Annotated in this window: 13 protein-coding genes; all 13 read right to left on the bottom strand. The window is 41.8% G+C overall.

Going from position 1 to position 17263, the window contains the following annotated elements; translation table 11 throughout:
* Positions 1-48 precede the first annotated feature (48 nt).
* The gene (locus tag D6856_RS04495; protein ID WP_147367803.1) at positions 49-1533 is read right to left on the bottom strand and encodes a hypothetical protein; all 1485 of its coding nucleotides are present in this window, start codon (positions 1531-1533) and stop codon (positions 49-51) included.
* A 156-nt stretch (positions 1534-1689) separates the two neighbouring features.
* Complete coding sequence (locus D6856_RS04500) at positions 1690-3486, bottom strand: hypothetical protein (RefSeq protein WP_120685900.1); 1797 nt, start codon at positions 3484-3486, stop codon at positions 1690-1692.
* Positions 3487-3641: 155 nt separating this feature from the next.
* Positions 3642-4859, bottom strand: a complete 1218-nt coding sequence (locus D6856_RS04505) for a lipopolysaccharide biosynthesis protein (RefSeq protein WP_120685901.1) — start codon at positions 4857-4859, stop codon at positions 3642-3644.
* Positions 4860-4881: 22 nt separating this feature from the next.
* Entirely contained in the window at positions 4882-5823 is a 942-nt protein-coding gene (locus D6856_RS04510; RefSeq protein ID WP_120655949.1) for a glycosyltransferase family 2 protein, read from the bottom strand.
* A 31-nt stretch (positions 5824-5854) separates the two neighbouring features.
* Complete coding sequence (locus D6856_RS04515) at positions 5855-6868, bottom strand: hypothetical protein (protein ID WP_120685902.1); 1014 nt, start codon at positions 6866-6868, stop codon at positions 5855-5857.
* A gap of 28 nt (positions 6869-6896) precedes the next feature.
* Positions 6897-7421: a hypothetical protein gene (locus D6856_RS04520; protein WP_120685903.1), complete on the bottom strand. Its 525-nt coding sequence runs from the start codon at positions 7419-7421 to the stop codon at positions 6897-6899.
* Between the two features lie 98 nt (positions 7422-7519).
* Positions 7520-9274 (bottom strand): DUF6044 family protein, encoded by a 1755-nt coding sequence (locus D6856_RS04525; protein ID WP_120685904.1) that lies wholly within the window; start codon positions 9272-9274, stop codon positions 7520-7522.
* An 11-nt stretch (positions 9275-9285) separates the two neighbouring features.
* Positions 9286-10305: a radical SAM/SPASM domain-containing protein gene (locus D6856_RS04530; protein WP_120685905.1), complete on the bottom strand. Its 1020-nt coding sequence runs from the start codon at positions 10303-10305 to the stop codon at positions 9286-9288.
* 27 nt (positions 10306-10332) lie between these two features.
* Positions 10333-11958, bottom strand: coding sequence for a hypothetical protein (locus tag D6856_RS04535; protein WP_120685906.1), 1626 nt, complete (start codon positions 11956-11958; stop codon positions 10333-10335).
* Positions 11927-13468: a glycosyltransferase family 39 protein gene (locus D6856_RS04540; RefSeq protein WP_120685907.1), complete on the bottom strand. Its 1542-nt coding sequence runs from the start codon at positions 13466-13468 to the stop codon at positions 11927-11929. Before D6856_RS04540 ends, D6856_RS04535 begins: the two co-directional genes overlap by 32 nt.
* Positions 13458-14669: a hypothetical protein gene (locus D6856_RS04545; RefSeq protein ID WP_120685908.1), complete on the bottom strand. Its 1212-nt coding sequence runs from the start codon at positions 14667-14669 to the stop codon at positions 13458-13460. The genes D6856_RS04540 and D6856_RS04545 overlap by 11 nt, the downstream gene beginning before the upstream one ends.
* A 44-nt stretch (positions 14670-14713) precedes the next feature.
* On the bottom strand, positions 14714-16042 hold the full coding sequence (locus D6856_RS04550; RefSeq protein ID WP_092248262.1) for a sugar phosphate nucleotidyltransferase: 1329 nt from the start codon (positions 16040-16042) through the stop codon (positions 14714-14716).
* Positions 16043-16102: 60 nt separating this feature from the next.
* Positions 16103-17227 carry a DegT/DnrJ/EryC1/StrS family aminotransferase gene (locus tag D6856_RS04555; RefSeq protein WP_120685909.1) on the bottom strand — a complete coding sequence of 375 codons (1125 nt, stop codon included), beginning with the start codon at positions 17225-17227 and terminating at the stop codon, positions 16103-16105.
* Positions 17228-17263 lie beyond the last annotated feature (36 nt).

Here is a 17263-nt window from a genome sequence, read left to right on the forward strand (position 1 = left end):
AAATCAAAAGCCGGGCCCGAAAGCCCGACTTTTGATAGTTTGATATTTTTACTTCTCTCCACCGCCGTAATACTTAATAAGATTCAGGAATCCGCAATATCCTTCCTCATTGCACAGATCCAAAGGTCTTATACCGGCCTTTCCCGGTATCACTGTGCTGTATCTATGTCCTTTATAGGCAAAAGAGATTATGACAGGCGCTCCGAGATCGGATATCTTCTCGATGAGCGCGTATGTCTTCTTGTTAAAGCACACCCAGTTACCTGTCTCAAGGGTTATTCCTTTAGAAACAAGAGCGTTAAGCCCCTCTGTATCTCCCGCTGCCATCAATGATTCTATATTCTTGATATATGCCTCAAGCTTAGCGTTGGTAGCTGCCAGGAACGTAGCAAACTCCTCGCTTGAAGTAGGGATGTCCTTCACTTCAGTGTTGTCTTCATATATTTCACCGGATGAACTATGAACAAGATTCGTAATACCGCCTTCAACTGCAGTAGGCACTTCGAAAGGATTCACAGAACTTTCTTGAGGTATTACGGGGTTACCGGCTATTGGAGGTTCAACCTGTGTACTTCCGCCACCTCCGGTTATTGGATCCTCCGGAGAAGTGTCAGTTTTCTGCACCGTCTTAGTGGGTTGTACAGTTCCGTTTTTAATTTGTTCGGCCGTTGTTCCGGCAGGATAATATTGTATATATCCATCGGTAGAAAGAAGGGATATATCAGGGTTAAATTCTATAGCTCCCCCTTGCCTTTCTCCGCTACCTATTGCTGCAGCCATACTACCTCCGGCGACCATAACATGTGCATCGTTACTTATGCTAATTCCTGTTCCGGTTCCGTTAATTCCGCCACCTATTCCGCCACCTATTCCGGCTCCTCCATTATGGCCGATTGCTGTTACCGTACCACCTACTATAGTGATTCCTTCTCCGTTTCCATGTCTTCCACCACCTATTCCGGCTCCTCCATTATTTCCGATTGCTGTTATTGTTCCACCTTCTATTGTAATTCCTGTTCCATCTTGCGCAGAAGAATATCCACCACCTATTCCGGCTCCTCCATATCCACCGATTGCAGTCAAACTACCATCTTTGTCTTCATCAGTAATAGTTAATATTCCGGCGTTTACTTTATTAATCCCACCGCGGTCTGATGCGCTACTAATATTATTAGTCCCATCCAGTTCAATCCTTACATCTCCTCCCCCTTTAATATGTATTGCGGGGTCGAAACTAGGTGAAGGTTTGTTGTTTATGATAAGATCTTTTATTGTTACCTCCGCCTCTTGATTCTCTGAAGCATTTATTGTCAATGTAACGTATCTTACCTCGTTATTATTGCTGGTTATAACAGGATTGTTGTCTTCTTTATTCTGAACCTCAGAATTATTTACCTGTGTCACTGTCTGTGCATTCTCGTCCTTTTTTACTATAATGCTTCCCGTAGCAATATCATATGTATCTGCATATGCTTGTAACGGCATAGCACATGCCATTAGCGCAGAAATCGTCAATCCCCCAATTATTCTCACAATTCTTCTCATACATCTATTCCTTTCTTTTAAAAAACAAAAACCATCTCTCTATATAATTATAGACACATAAATATGAAAAATCCTAAGTGAAATCCAAATATATTTATATAAATTGAGCAGATTTCTCTGCTCAATTTCCGCTCTTGATTTCCTTTATTTTTGAGTACCACCGTAGTACTTGATTAGATTCAGGAATCCGCAATATCCTTCCTCATTGCACAGATCCAAAGGTCTTATATCGGCCTTTCCCGGTATCACTGTGCTGTATCTACGACCTTTATAGGCAAAAGAGATCGTGACAGGCACTCCGAGATCGGATATCTTCTCGATAAGCGTATAGGTCTTCTTGTTAAAGCAAACCCAGTTGCCTGTCTCAAGGCTTATTCCCTTAGAAACAAGAGCGTTAAGTCCCTCTGTATCTCCCGCTGCCATCATTGCTTCTATCTTCTTTATGTACACTTCAAGAGTATTGTTTGTAGCTGCCAGAAATGCGGCAAATTCCTCACTTGAAGTCGGGATGCTATTAACCTCTGAATTGTCCACATATGATCCGCCGGAAGAACTGTGAGTAGTTGAAATCACTTCCGATGCGGCATACTCGTCGTGTGGCGTATTACCCTCGTCAATGAGAGCTTCTGAAGAAGTTATGATTGATTTCAAAATCTTAGTGGGTTGAACAGATCCATTTTTGATTTGCTCAACTGTTGTTCCGGCAGGATAATATTTTATATATCCATCAGTAGTAAGAAGGGATATATCAGGGCTGATTTCTCTACCGGATGAAGTCAATGTCACGTCTCCATAATCAACCTGTATCCCTTCACCTATTGCAGCACCACAGTACTGATCATATATTCCACCGGAGACCATAAGATGTGCATCATTACTTATAGTTATTTCTGATCCGGCTCCATCAGATCCACCACCTATTCCGGCTCCCCATTCTCCACCGGTTGCTGTTACTGTTCCTCCTTCTATTTTTATTACTGTTCCGGCTCCTTCATATCCACCACCTATTCCGGCTCCTGCAGTTCCACCGATTGCCGTTATTATTCCACTCTCTATTGTAATATCTGTTCCGTTCCCAAAACATCCGCCACCTATTCCGGCTCCCTGAGATACACTGGTTGCTGTTACTGTTCCTCCCTTTATAGTGATCTCTGTTCCGTCTCCTCTATCTCCACCGCCTATTCCGGCTCCATCATATCCGCTGGTTGCTATTACTGTTGTTCCCTCTTTTATAATGATCCCTGTTCCGGATCCTTCATTTCCACCACCTATTCCGGCTCCTCCATCTCCACCGGTTGCCGTTACTTCTCCTCCTTCTATAGTGATATCTGTTCCGGATCCCCTTTCTCCACCGCCTATTCCGGCTCCATATTCTCCACCGGTTGCCGTTACTTCTCCTCCTTCTATAGTGATATCTGTTCCGGATCCTCTAAATCCACCACCTATTCCGGCTCCAAAATCTCCACCGGTTGCATCCAAACTACCAGTAGCATTATTATCAGTAATAATCAAATCCCCTTCGTTTTCCTTCTGAAGACCGGCACAAAAATCTCCGCTTTTAACCACATTAACTCCGTCCAGATTGATCTTTACATTACCTTCTCCGGTCGTAAGTATTGCAGGAGTATGACCATTTGATGAATCATTTATGTTAAGATCCTGTATTGTAACTTCAGCTTCCTGTCCGGATGAAGCTTCTATCGTTAGTGTGACGCCGCTTACTTCCTGGTTATTGCTGGTTATAACCGGATCATTATCTTCTTTATCCTGCACCGCGTAATTACCTGCTTGGGTTACTGTCTGGGCAGTCTCATCCCTACTTACCGTGATGCTTCCTTCAGATATATCATAAGTATCAGCATAAGCATACAATGGCATATAACTTGCCATAAGCACTGAAAGCGTTGCCCCACCTATTATTCTTACAATTCCTGTTCTCATACTTTTTCCCTTTCGCTTTAGATGGCTGATCAAAATTTCCTGTACATTAATACAGACACACAAAAAGGGAAAATTCCTAAGTAGAATCTCTTTTTTTAATAAAAAAGAAGTCGGACCCGAAAGCCCGACTTCTAAATGCTCAATTTGAATATGATCTATTTTTCTATATCTTTTATTCCTATCAAATAAACGACCACGAATCTGATAACACTTACGATCACCAGTCCCCAAGCTACTCCGTTTAACCCAAACATTACAGCCGCGGGAATTACCATAACAGCAAAAAGAGCTGTATAAATCCCGTTGATGTAAAGCTGAAGCTTCTCTCCGGTGAACGCCAGGATAACGACCATCAGCGATCCCGAAATAAAATAAAGGAGCTGACCTAAGTTGGCAACAAGGAACAACCCTTTTGCCTCTGCATAAACATCAGGATGTAAGAGCATAACGAAAATATGCGATACGAGCGTACATACAAAAGTACCGACTACCGCAACTCCCAATGCCGCTCCTGTTATAAGCGTAAACTTCTTTTTATCAAGCTTTATCTTATAGTTGGTAAGATAGCTGATAACTATTCCGTTGATCGGAGTCGTAAGAAGAGCCACTATCTTGCCTATAACGCTTGCCGTATAGAACACGGTAACTTCTCTGTCTCCGACCGCAAGTCTTATGAGTATCCTGTCCGAATGAAGTATAAGTGCCGCAAGCAGGTTACTTGCGGATATAAGCCATAGGGATTTCATATTTACTTTAAAGCTGTCCGAAACTTTAAAATACGGACTTCTAAATATCTTTCCGCTAAAGAACGTAAACAGAAGTCCAAGGACCTCACCTATGATCAGTACCCATGCCCAGCTTCCAAAGTGCTTGTAGATAAACAGTCCTATCAGATAGCCTGCCGTTACAGCGACAAAAAACAGGAAATAATCCCTGAACCTTATGTCCATCCTGTACTGAACATCGGCATAGTATCTGAATACCGTAACGACCATCAACAGCAGAACAAGCGCAAACATAGCGGGAGTCAGGCTGTTTGTCACATACAGCGCCACAGCGGTAACGGGAATACTGATAACTGAAACTATCAAAAGAAATATATTATAATCCCCGTTTTCCTGCGTTCTGTCCTTTTTGGCGATCATTCTGGAATAGCTTGCAGCCGTTCCGAATCCCGCACCCATAATGGATACAACGGATATCAAATAAAGAACGGTGCCAAAAGCATCCGCTCCTACGACCGATTTAATCCCGGGGTAGATAACAAGCTGCAAAGCACCGTTATATATGATCAGCGCAAGCACGCTGAACAAAAAGTCCTTGGAAAGCTTTTTAAAAAATCCAAGTGTGTTTTTATAAAAAGATGATGACATTATTCCTCACACTAACATATTATCATTTGTTATAGTCAGTCTCTTTATGCCTCTGAAGCATATTGAGCTGCATCTCAAACTCACGTCTGTTGTTTATCGCAAGAGTTGATAATATAACTCCGGCGAAAAAGCTTTGGACCGCAGACAGCATGATAAAGCAACATACGATCAAAGTAGGTATCCTGGGCACAAGATGTGTCTGCCAATACTCTGTAAGAATAGGCACAAAGAATACAATGGCTACGATGGCAAGAAGCAGTGCAAAGATTGAAAAAAATCCAAAGGGCTTGTAATCTCTGTAAAGTCTTGCTATAGTCCTTAAAACCTTGAAGCCGTCAGCATAAGTATTGAGTTTACTCTCAGAGCCTTCCGGTCTGTCTCTGTAATCGATGACCACGTTGTCGATCTGCATGTTGTTGTATACAGCGTGGATGGTCATCTCTGTCTCAATCTCAAAGCCCTTTGAAAGAACGGGGAAGGTCTTAACGAATTCATAGCTGAATGCTCTAAAGCCCGTCATGATATCTCTCACGTTACAACCAAAAAGTCTGTTGATACTGCCTCTTACAAGATTGTTTCCAAAGTTATGGAAAGGCCGCTTGTTCTCCTGATAGTATGTTGAAGAAAGTCTGTCACCGACTACCATATCCGAATTGTGATTAAGTACAAGGTCAACCATCTCAGGAGCGGAATCCATGGGATAAGTATCATCTCCGTCTACCATAACATATACAAGAGCATCAATCTCTCTGAACATACGTCTTATAACATTGCCCTTGCCCTGCATATATTCATTTCTTACAACAGCGCCCTCAGCCTCAGCAATCTCTGCCGTTCTGTCCTTGGAATTGTTGTTGTATACATAGATCGTAGCCTCGGGAAGCGCCGCCTTTGCGTCGCGTATAACCTTAGCTATAGTCTTCTCTTCGTTGTAGCACGGAATTAATACCGCTATCTTATCCATAGAAACCTCTTAAATAAAATGTTTTATATTATCAGCGTATCTGCCCGTAAGCATATTCGCTCATATCACTGTCAGCAGGATAAACTGCTCCGTCAATAACCTGTTCTCCGAGTGCTTCTACACCGACCCTGTAATCAACATAATCCTGAGCACCACATGAAATATGTGTGTCGGTTGTCTTTATAGTGTTTTTGTATGTGTACTCAGATTCCTCAGGAAGTTTAGACCATACGGTAACTCTGTACTCTTTGATTCCGTCAACAGGCTGCCATGTAAAGTCCACTTCAATATGATCGTCTACCTGATGCTGTGTACCTGCAACAACCTTGGGAGCTGCCGGTCTGTTTCCCTGTGTATTGCCATATGCAAAATCACTCCACTTGCTGTAGCGCCTGTTTGCACCTTCGCCTTTATAAGCTCTTACCTGTACTCTAAAATCAAAATAATCCTGAGAGCTTGCGACATACTTAGTCTCAACGGTATTGTAATAGTCTGTAGTCTGACCATATACCTTATAAGGCTTATAGCTTAATTCGTCATCTTTGTAGAATTTATCCTCAGCTAAGACCTCATAACCCTCTGCGCCTTCAACGGGAGCCCATGTAAACTCCACATTCATGGCATTCTCACCCACATGTAATACACCGGTATTAACCTTAGGTGTTGGAAGTAATTCTTCGGGAGCTTGGTTATCCGCCTTTGCGGGCGTGCTGCTTACATTCTGCGCAGGCGCACTTTCCGTCTTTGCAGCGGGTTTAGAAGCTGTTGTATCTGTTGCTTTTGCAGCAGTTGTATCAGCTGCCTTTACTTTAGGCTTAGAAGCTGCTTCGGAAGCTGTAGATGTTTCCTCCGTAGCTTCTTCCGGCTCCTCAGACTCTGAATCTTCATCCTCGGTCTCAGGCTCTGACGCTTCTTCCGAAGATTCTGCAGCAGGTGCCTCGTCCTCTATCTCATAGTTCTGATCTTCAAGATCTACACTAGAACTACAGCCCGGTAATATCCCCACTGCCAGGCATGTAAGTAATAATAAAAGTCTTCTTTTCATTTTCTCTTTCCTCTTCCTTTTGACCTAATTACTTATCGTATGTCTGTCCGTAAGCGACCTTACTCCAATCGCTGTAAGTCTTGTCGTCGCCTTCGCCTTTGAATGCTCTTACCTTGATCTGGAAATCAAAATCATCCTGAGCGCTTGCTACAAACTTAGTATCTTTGGTGATGAAATAATCGCCGTCCTTTTCAAGCTCTGTGTAACCGGGCTCATATGCGGCATATTCCTTATCATCTTCGGCCTTACTCTGAATGTCGACCTCATATCCGTCTGCGCCGTCTACGGGATTCCACTCAAACTCTACATCAATGGCTTCACTTCCATCTTTCATAACTCCGCCCTTCACTATAGGCGCAGCAAGTCCTGTAGACTCATCTTCCGAAGCCTTTACCTCTACATCACTTGAAGATGCGCTTGAACCCGCATCATCTACCGTAATTGTAGGATCCTGTGATGCTGCCTCATTTGCGGCATCCTTCTTCTTACCGCATCCTGAAAGCATTCCTATCATCATCACACAAGTAAGTGCTAAAACCAGTTTTCTATTCATTCTAATTTACCTCCTTAACCTAGTATAAGCGACTAAAGTATAACATATATTTCCCAATTGTACAAAACAAGCCACTTTCAAAGCATGCAACAGTAAAACTATTGTATTTTATAGACATAGATTGTATACGGAGAATTCTCTCCGGTATAATCGCCCATTAATACAAGCGAAAGGTCATCCGCATTAGATAAATCTATTCTTGAAAAAATATATTTACATCCCATATCTCTGAGCGCCGCCGTATCAGCATACAAAGTATTATCTGTAACACCTGTCATACTCTTTGTCGCCATGACGATCGAATCGTCGGTTCCCGAATACAGATAACACCTTGCGCCCCAATCGTCAAAATACGCTCTGGTGGCTTCTTTCCTTGAAAGTGCGGGAGCAATTACCTTACGGAAACTCTCCTTATAACTCTGCGGATAAAAACCGAGATATCCGTCAAGCGTCGAGATACCGTTGTACTCAAGGATCGCTGGGTGCATACCATATGCTACACTCCACTCGCCGTCCGCATATCCTATATCTTTCTTTATTTTTTCAAAGAGCCCTGCAGAATAAAACTCCCTGAAATTCAGCTCATCATTTTCATTTCCGTAAACCTGTGCTCTCACCGTATGATGCGCCGTCGTGTACAGATCGTTGTATCTTCCCGGAGTCAAAAGAACTATCGCGATTGCCGCAAGAACCGCAGCATACTTAACTAGCGCATGAACCTTCACTCTGTAAACAACGATAAAGAACATCAAACACCAGATAACAGGATTAAAAAAGATCGTCCTGTTAAACTGAAATCCCTTAAGCGGCGGCACAACAGTTCCGAGTATTTTATTCACCGGTTCAAAGTAATACAATCCGTAGACAACCGCATTTAAAGCGATCATCAGCGCTCCGAGATTGTAGATATCTTTAAATATTCCGCGCGCATTCTTTTTCACGATATATCCGATATTCAGGAAAAAGAAATAGATAACGCACACAGGCATGACAAAGAATTTATGTACATCATCCGCATGCATCATTCCGTTTATAAAAGCATCTTCGATCAGATGTACAACGTCTTTTCCCGGCAAAAATCCCGGATCCATAGTCTCTCTTATCGTGACTGTATCGGAAAAGAGCATCATGTCAAAGAGTCTGTACTCCATGATCACATAGCCGATAGTGAGAACGAGAATTGATTTAACAAGTCCCAAGGGAATTCTTTTATCCTTGATCCAAAGCCATATTATCGCAAAGAAAAGATATCCGATTATAAAAAATCCAAAATAGGAAAAATAAGATATAAAAGGATATAAGAAAATAAGCAAAAGATATAACGGAGACTTTCCGTATCTTGGCGAAAAATATATTCTTCTGAGAAGAAAAACTATAAGCGGGATTGATGCAAAAGAAATTCCGAATGCGGGAAAGAGATTGAGAACGCCGTACAAAAGACCGACGAGAGTTGCAATATTTGTTTCTTCCGAAAGATCATCTTTTTCTTTTCCGCTATGATCTTTTAAAACATCAACAATAAGAAGCCTCATCGAGAAAACAGCGATAAGAACCTTTAAAACATAGCCTATAACATATGCCGCAAAAGGCGGGAATATCATATACAGAACCGTATATAAAGAAAACTCGCTTGGAAGCACATCTCTTGATATGCCTCCAAGGAAGGGAGCGGATACTCCGTGGGCAAAAAAAGTGCCCGTATTTTTGAGCATTGCAAATTGTGCAACGAATAAATCGAGATTATCGTGGACGGCGATATAACTGTTGTCGCCGATGATGGCATAGAAGATTGCAACAGCCAATACAAATAACGCTACCAATATCAACGAAATATGTTTTTTTAATGCCGTCATGAATACTCCCCTTATTTAATGTGGTCGTCTGAGTTGTTTTTATTACCGATCTTCATACGCTCGTGACCACCAAGTTTGTTTGCTGCTTCCTGATCGCCGCGGAGAATAGCATTTACGATCTGCATACGGAAGCCGGCATCGATAAAGTCACAGTGCTTACAGAAAGGATACTCCTGTCTTCCCTCTGCGATCTTCTTTCTTACAGCCTGGAACTTAGGGCTTCCCCATGCTTCCTTAAGACTCATCTTGGTGAGATCGCCAAAGTCTGTGGTCTCAAAGTTATCGCAGCAGCAAAGTCCCATCTTTCCGTTGGGCATGATCCACATATCTGTGAAAGGAAGAAGACAAGTTTCCTTGATAACTTTCTCGGTAGCCTTCTTATTGGGCGCACTTCCCGCTCTGTTTGTAAGAACCTCCTGAAGATATCTCATCTGAATCTGGATATCGAGATCCTTGAACTCCTCGGGATTGGCCTTAACATAATCATAAAGCTCCTGAATATTCTTATGGAGCTTCATCTCCATTGAATAGTTGTTTATGATGAGCTGGTTGATGTAAGGAGCAACCTCTTTTACCTTATCGATAGTAAGGATAAGTCCGTTGGTCGACATGAAGATAAAGCTGTCCGGAAGCTTCTCCCTTGCGTATTTATGTCTCTCCACGATCTTGGTATCAAGAAGAGGCTCGTTGTTACCGTAGAGCGTAAGATGTCCCTTGTATCCCCAATCGGCGAGCTGATCGATAATGTTCTTATAAAGGTCGTCATCAATCTTGGCAAGAGGTCTGCACTCCGCATGAACATTGGCTGTACAGAATGCGCAAGTCGAATTACACCTGTTGATCGTCTCTATATTTACAACGTTGGGCATCGGAACCTCAGGTGCATTCAGGAAATAATCGCAGTATGCCTTTTGCGATTTGCTTCTTGTAAAGAACTGAAGCTTAAGGTATGCATTACTTGCAAGCATCGGGAAATGCTTTCTTGCAAACCAACCGAATTTTCCCATAAAACTGTTTACTCTGATAGGCATATAAAAATCTCCTTTAAAACCTAAAATTTACTCACTCTTTTTTTGATAAAGAAAATACGTCGTATTCGTATCATGTGTGACGAAATCTTCTTGAAGTACAAGCTCATAATCATCAACCGCTTCGGCAGGCCTATCTACAGACAAAACAAAATCAGCCTGTCCGTTACGGGTATAGCTCTTTTGCCATTCGATAACTTCTTCTATATTGAGCGTCTGCGTCTGATAATAATAGCAAATGGGCATTGTGTTTGTGACTGTATACAGCCCCGCGTCGAATCCGTATTCATTCATTATTCCGGGATTTTCAATTCCGCTCTCAAGTACATAATCCCTAAACTTGAACAACCAGATATCATCCTTTTTAAGCTTCATCGCCGGAACGTTTGGTGATATGAAATACGCAGATGCTCCGGTTATGAGAAGCGCCAAGAAAATCGAAACAAAACCAAACGTACTTGCAAGATCTCCAAATTCTTCTCTTGATAAGTGCTTATATAGGCCCTCTATAACATATCCCACGGCTATCGAGCAAAATACCGCAAAGGCATTTATCGGGAACGGATAATATGTTATGCTGACGCCGCCTATAAAGATAACAAGTATCAAAAATAACATCAGCACCGCTATATTGACGTACTCTATAATCTTAAGCGGAAGCAGCACAATATCTCTTTTTACAAGTTTATATCTGTCCTCATGAACAAGCGATGAGATAAGCGCCACCGTAAAGTATAACGCACCTGCAAAAATAGTCAAATACACGAATTTATTATCGAAAAAGTGATCGGTCATTATATCCCAGATTTTGTACAATCTCTGCCCGATCGTCATACTTTTTGAATACTCAAATACATTCTTGTAAATGTAAACGCGATACCAATCGTCAATCGCAGAGTTAACTCCAAAGTATACAATACCGGGGATAAAAGTAATCACCATTCCAAGAAGGAACACAAAGCAGCTTATAATAGCCTTTTTAAGTGCTCTTACGCCGCTTCCTATTATGTCTCCGAAGAACACCATCGCCATCCATGCAAAGAAAAATCCAAGTGAATTAAACTTGATATGGAAGACACACCCGGCAAGCACACCACCCAATAATACAGTCCTGTACGGCATTGTATCGGGATAGGTCTCTCTGAAATGTCGCAGTGATAAGTACAATCCCCAAACAATAAACGGGAAAAGAAATTCCTCTGCGCTTCCTCCCCAGTAAAAGCATTTGGCCGTATAAATGCTTAGTGCCGTAAAAGGCATCATAAAATACGGAACCACATCTGATCTTAGATAGAGCTGAATAATGCGAAGCAATCCTACGCATACAAACGTCGCCGCGATCACTTCAAAAATATATACTCCCAAAAAAGTTGTCGAAGATATCAGCGAAGCCAAACCATAGATCGTATACAGGAAAATACCTTTCTGATCAAAGAGATTCTTGTATGGCACATACCCTCTGAACATGCATTTTCCCATCGTAAAATAGCTGTTGGCGTCATCCCAAAGATTAAACGCATACAAAAATGATGACTTGGAGCATATGGTTATAACGACAAATGCGGTCACAAATCCCACGATCCATGCCGTAAATCTGTCGCTCCTATCATCGAGTCTGTCGTATTTATTTAAGTTTATGTAAGAAAAAATGTCCACTTAGCACCTTCAATCCGCACGCTGCAAACGGCAAGTAATAAATATAGTATCTCATTGCATAGCGGGAAGAACCTTCCCAGAATTCGTGAAATACTATGCCTCCGAAAATAAGCAGAAGCATAAGCATCTCGGAATCGGTAACACTTTTTTTTCTAAAAATACTTAAAAGATATATCAAAACGCCAAGATAACACAAAGTCATAAAGACGTTCATGATCCACTTTAAAACTTCGGAGCCTCTTCCGTAAACAAGGCTTGTTCCGAGCGCCGACGTATCATGATGGCGACTGACAAGATCGAGATTGTGAGTTGATATACACACCGGATCCGCCCACTGTGTAAGGTATTTCCTTGCCAAAAACTTCCCGCCGTGAAGAGGTCTTTTTACAAATCCCGAAAGCGTCTCTTTAATGTTTTCTATCGCTGCGGCCTTGGTTCTGTCGGTATCATAATTGTTCTCGCCAAAAACATGATAGTTATATCCGTTGTACCAGCCATCCTCAAGATCGCTCTCCTGAAGCCCCATGGCAATATGTGATGCCGAAGGACTTCCTTTGGGAATCTCGGATAGTCCGGTGACACGGCAGTAATGAACGTTTACACCGGTCTTTACTACAAACACCATTACCAGCATAAATGCGGCGATGCCAAGCTTTCTTATAAGTCTTGCCGATGTCGTTTTTGATGTTTCGGACTTTCTGCCACTGATAACAAGCATCATGATCAGCGCTATAAGTGCTATCTCGCAGTTAGTCTTAAGCATGATCGCAAAACCTATAAACAATCCCGAGAGCAGTCCGTATTTGATCTTATCTCTTTTCATAAATAAGATCATTGCAAAGAGCGCCGCAGTCTGCGGTGCCATGCTGAGGATATCACCGTAAATGTATGTAACGTAGTTATAAAAGAACAATGCACCGCATGACAAAAGCGCCGCCATGCCGCAAATATCTTTATCTTCAAAGCATTCCCACGTAATCTTGTATATCAGCCATATCGTGATGACTATGGAAACAAGCTGTAAAAGATCCCATGCAAGATAGTTGCCCACGCCGAACACGTTGGTTACCAGCTCGCCAAACAACACATATCCAAGCTGGAAAGGCCAGATAAAAAGATATCCGCCCGTTGTCGTAAGCTCGCTGTAATCACCTGAAACAAAGCTGATTATAATGTCATCCAGAGTTTTTGAATCATTAACAGGCAGCGGTCTTATAGCAAATATCAGCATAAAACAATACGCCGCAACAAATATCAGACCTGCCGTCATCCACTTTTTATAATGACCAAACACATTCTTTTTTTGCAAAAGAATAAAGATTGCAAGTACAGCAGCAAGTGATATCAAAAGAAGCGGTATGTTCTCTTTTTGGTAATGCGGCCAGTCGACCTGAATCTCACCGTCTACATCATAATAGATCGTTGTAAGAATGCTGCATCCAAGTGTCAGCGCCGCCGCTATGATAAGGCAAAAAACAATTATTTTGTTAAAGGCACTCTTAAGCTTCAACTTTAGAAATACCTCCGTTTATAACTCGAACAAAATCTATAGCAGTGTAAATATACGCAGCCACATAGAATATCGAAACAACCTTCATGTCAAAGATATCCGTATGGAAAAGCGTGATACTGTAAGTTGCAAGCGAACACAGATTGGCAACTACCATAGGCACAATAAGCTTCTTTCTGATCATAACAGCAAAAGGTGTAAGCAAAAGAAGCATCGCATAATCATACCTTTCATGCATGCCGGGAAGAAGCATAAGGCATGTCCACGCAAGAAAGATTGCAAGATAAAGAACCGTATTTCTGTCTAAGCTTTCTTTTTTCCTGTAGCAGAAAAGAGCTAACACGGCAAGCACTACCAAAAGTGTAAGCACTGCCGGTACAGTCAATATCTCATCATAAGGATCAAGTCCCCAATTGTAGATGTTTGGGAAATATGAGACCATTCCGTAACCTTCGGATTGAAGTTCACCTGTCTGTCCAAGGTAAGCAAAATAAGTTGCCTTAAGTCCGTGACCTGCCAACACTTCGGGAAGTCCCGCAATAAGATATACAACGGGAATCCAGAAAAAGTTAATAATGCTTAGTTTCTTTTTTTCGGAAGAAGCTTCGTTTGTTTCTGATAAGAAGCCATCCGTAAGATATAAAATAACAAGCACCGGTAAAAAGATAATGCTCTGAAGTTTAAACGCAAATGATACAGCGTACCAAATAAATGCGGCTCTGTATTTTTGACGCAAAAGTTCATATAGTGAAATTATCAAAAAGCAGGTATAAACCGCATCAACCTGCTTCCAAAGGGCACCGTTGAATACAACAAAAGGAAGGAAAAGAGTTACTCCTCCGATAAATAACGAAGTTTCTTTTTTCCCTGTAAGTAAAAAGAAAATTTTGCAAATAAAAAATGCAGATACCAGCTCGCACACAAACGGGATCATTGAAAGCGGAACCCAAGGCTCAACGGGAAGAAGTGAGCAAAGAGCATAGATCACATTAAACGGAACATAGTAATCACCGGGTGCATTCTCAAGCCCCTTAACTATTCCGTTTGCTCTGTAAAACTCAACCCACTCTCTGTAATATGAGTCATAGTCCGGTGAAAGCTCTGTATTGGGTGCAAGCTTAAGTCTTATGATAAAAGCTGCGATAATAAACAGCCCAAGTACTATCCAAAAAAGATATTTGTCTAATAGTTTTTTCTTCATATGCCTCCCCTCAGGCACCGGAACATTGTAATAACAGTCCGGTATTATTCGGGAAAATCGTATTTGACCTTGTCCTCTACGCTGATATCCTTACCGACCTGAACTTCGTTAAGTACAAGTCTTGTCTTGGCTATAACGGTATGTTTCTGTCCGGCCTTTAAAGTAACCACATCTCCGGGCTTTATCTCTGTCTTAACTCCGTCTACGATCGCAGTTCCCTCACCTATCATTACAGTCCAAACCTCATCTCTCAGATCATGACTGTGATAGTGAAGTCTGTGACCGGGTAAGAGTTCAACTCTTATAACAAGAGCTCCCTCCTGAACATCTGTGACGGTAAAGCTTCCCCAAGATTTCTCTGCATATCTTATATGCTGGGTCAACTTTTCTACGTAAGGTTTAATGTAGCTCGACTGTGTTTTGTCCGAAACAAGTATTCCGTCGTTTGAAGCCGCAACTATCATATCCTTAAGTCCCATAGCGATAATGGGAATATTAAGCTCATTTATAATATTGCTGTTCACACATGCATCATCCATATCGGCTTTACCGATTATGTTTTCATGCATCTCTTCAGCAAATGTATTCCATGATCCGATATCTTTCCACTCACCGGAATATCTTACAACGCCGATTGATTTCTCATTTTCTCCGACAGCATAGTCAAAGCTTATCTTTTTGCAATCGCCGTAGTGATCGTAAAGATCCTTGTAATCCTTAAAATCTATGAGCTCATGCGCTCTGTTTAAAATATATGAAAGCTTAAATGCGAAAACTCCGCAGTTCCAAAGAGCGCCTTCTTCGATATATTTCTGCGCTGTTGCAACATCAGGTTTTTCTTTAAATGCCGATACCTTGCTGATATGATCGCCTGTCTCGGGCTGAATGTAACCGTATTTCTCACTTGGATATGTAGGAACAACGCCCATGAGATTTAAGTTATAATCACCTGAAGCAACCATCTTACCAAGATCCTTGAAGCACTCAAAATAACCAAGTTCAACATAAGGATCTACGGGACAGATAATAACCGGCTCATCCTCTCCGACATTAAGTTCATCCTTGAGATATGACGCGGCAAGTGCTATAGCGGGAAATGTATCTCTCCTCATAGGCTCGACACATACGGAAACCTTGTCACCAAGCTGATTATGAATTGCCGAAACCTGAGTCTTACTCGTAGCTATAGTGATCGTAGCATCGGGATCAACTGTTTTTATCTGACGATAAACACGCTGAACCATTGATTCAAGATCATCTTTATCACCTGAATTGTCAGGATGAAACATCTTTATAAACTGTTTGGATCTGACGTCATTGGATAAGGGCCAAAGCCTCTTTCCGCTTCCGCCTGAAAGTAAAACTATATTCATTGAAATTACCTATAACCTCTAAAAAATCTAGACACCGAAAAAATCGATGTTGCATGTATATCATTTAAATGCGTTTACGCACTCGATAACGCGCTGCTGCTCTTCCTTAGTCATTCCCGTGTATATCGGAAGAGATATGACTTCATTGGCATACGCTTCGGTTATCGGAAGAGTTCCCTCCGGAAGTCCGAGATATTCATAAGCCTGAGCTCTGTGAGGAGGAATCGGATAATGGATAATAGTCATTATGCCGTTCTCTTCAAGATAAGCTTTAAACCTATCTCTCTCAGCGGCCTTGTTATCACCGCTTTCTGTCTTTACTCTAAGAACATATTGATGCCAAACGCAAGTAGCACCCTTGGCAACAGTAGGCTTAATAACCTTGGGATTGTTTATTCCCGCATCATATACGGCTGCAAGCTGTTCTCTTTCTTTTGTAATATCATCCATGTGAGTAAGCTTAACTCTAAGAAGCCCTGCCTGCATCTCATCAAGTCTTGAGTTTGCTCCGACAACCATATTGTAATAGCGCTTTTCACTTCCATAGTTACGATAGATCTTAACCAGTCTCGCAAGCTCGGGATCGTTAGTTGTAATAGCGCCCGCATCACCGAAAGCGCCCATATTTTTGGAAGGATAGAATGAGAAGCATCCGATGTCGCCGAAGCTTCCGGTCATCTTTCCGTCAAAACAAGCACCATGTGACTGTGCACAGTCCTCTACAAGCTTTAAGTTATGTTTTTTGCAGATAGCTGTGATCTTATCCATCTCGGCTGCCTGTCCGTATAAATGAACAACCAGAATAGCCTTGGTCTTATCCGTAATCTTCTCTTCAATCTTATCCGCATCTATCTGATAATATTCATTGGGTTCAACAAATACGGGTGTAGCATCATTGATGGTGATACCCATTACGCTTGCGATATATGTGTTTCCCTGGACTATAACTTCATCGCCTTTTCCGATTCCGAGCACTCTGAAAGCAAGCCAAAGTGCATCAAGTCCGTTGGCGACACCTACGGAATAATTCGTTCCGACATATTTCGCAAATTCATTTTCAAAGTTCTCTACTTCTTTTCCGAGAATATACCATCCGGATCTGAGAACCTCCAAAGCTTTCTTTTCATATTCTTCCTGATATCTTTGAAAACCGCGGTCCATGCGGCCCTGCATTATCTTTTCCATAATTGCCTTTCTTGATCCTTTATGACAAAAACTATT

Source organism: Butyrivibrio sp. XB500-5 (assembly GCF_003625505.1).
Lineage (GTDB): Bacteria > Bacillota > Clostridia > Lachnospirales > Lachnospiraceae > Butyrivibrio.

Excerpts from the sequence above, each read along its gene's own strand:
- D6856_RS04500 (WP_120685900.1), bottom strand. The coding sequence starts at position 3,486 with ATGAGAACAGGAATTGTAAGAATAATAGGTGGGGCAACGCTTTCAGTG.
- D6856_RS04505 (WP_120685901.1), bottom strand. The coding sequence starts at position 4,859 with ATGTCATCATCTTTTTATAAAAACACACTTGGATTTTTTAAAAAGCTT.
- D6856_RS04510 (WP_120655949.1), bottom strand. The coding sequence starts at position 5,823 with ATGGATAAGATAGCGGTATTAATTCCGTGCTACAACGAAGAGAAGACT.
- D6856_RS04515 (WP_120685902.1), bottom strand. The coding sequence starts at position 6,868 with ATGAAAAGAAGACTTTTATTATTACTTACATGCCTGGCAGTGGGGATA.
- D6856_RS04520 (WP_120685903.1), bottom strand. The coding sequence starts at position 7,421 with ATGAATAGAAAACTGGTTTTAGCACTTACTTGTGTGATGATGATAGGA.
- D6856_RS04525 (WP_120685904.1), bottom strand. The coding sequence starts at position 9,274 with ATGACGGCATTAAAAAAACATATTTCGTTGATATTGGTAGCGTTATTT.
- D6856_RS04530 (WP_120685905.1), bottom strand. The coding sequence starts at position 10,305 with ATGCCTATCAGAGTAAACAGTTTTATGGGAAAATTCGGTTGGTTTGCA.
- D6856_RS04545 (WP_120685908.1), bottom strand. The coding sequence starts at position 14,669 with ATGAAGAAAAAACTATTAGACAAATATCTTTTTTGGATAGTACTTGGG.
- D6856_RS04550 (WP_092248262.1), bottom strand. The coding sequence starts at position 16,042 with ATGAATATAGTTTTACTTTCAGGCGGAAGCGGAAAGAGGCTTTGGCCC.
- D6856_RS04555 (WP_120685909.1), bottom strand. The coding sequence starts at position 17,227 with ATGGAAAAGATAATGCAGGGCCGCATGGACCGCGGTTTTCAAAGATAT.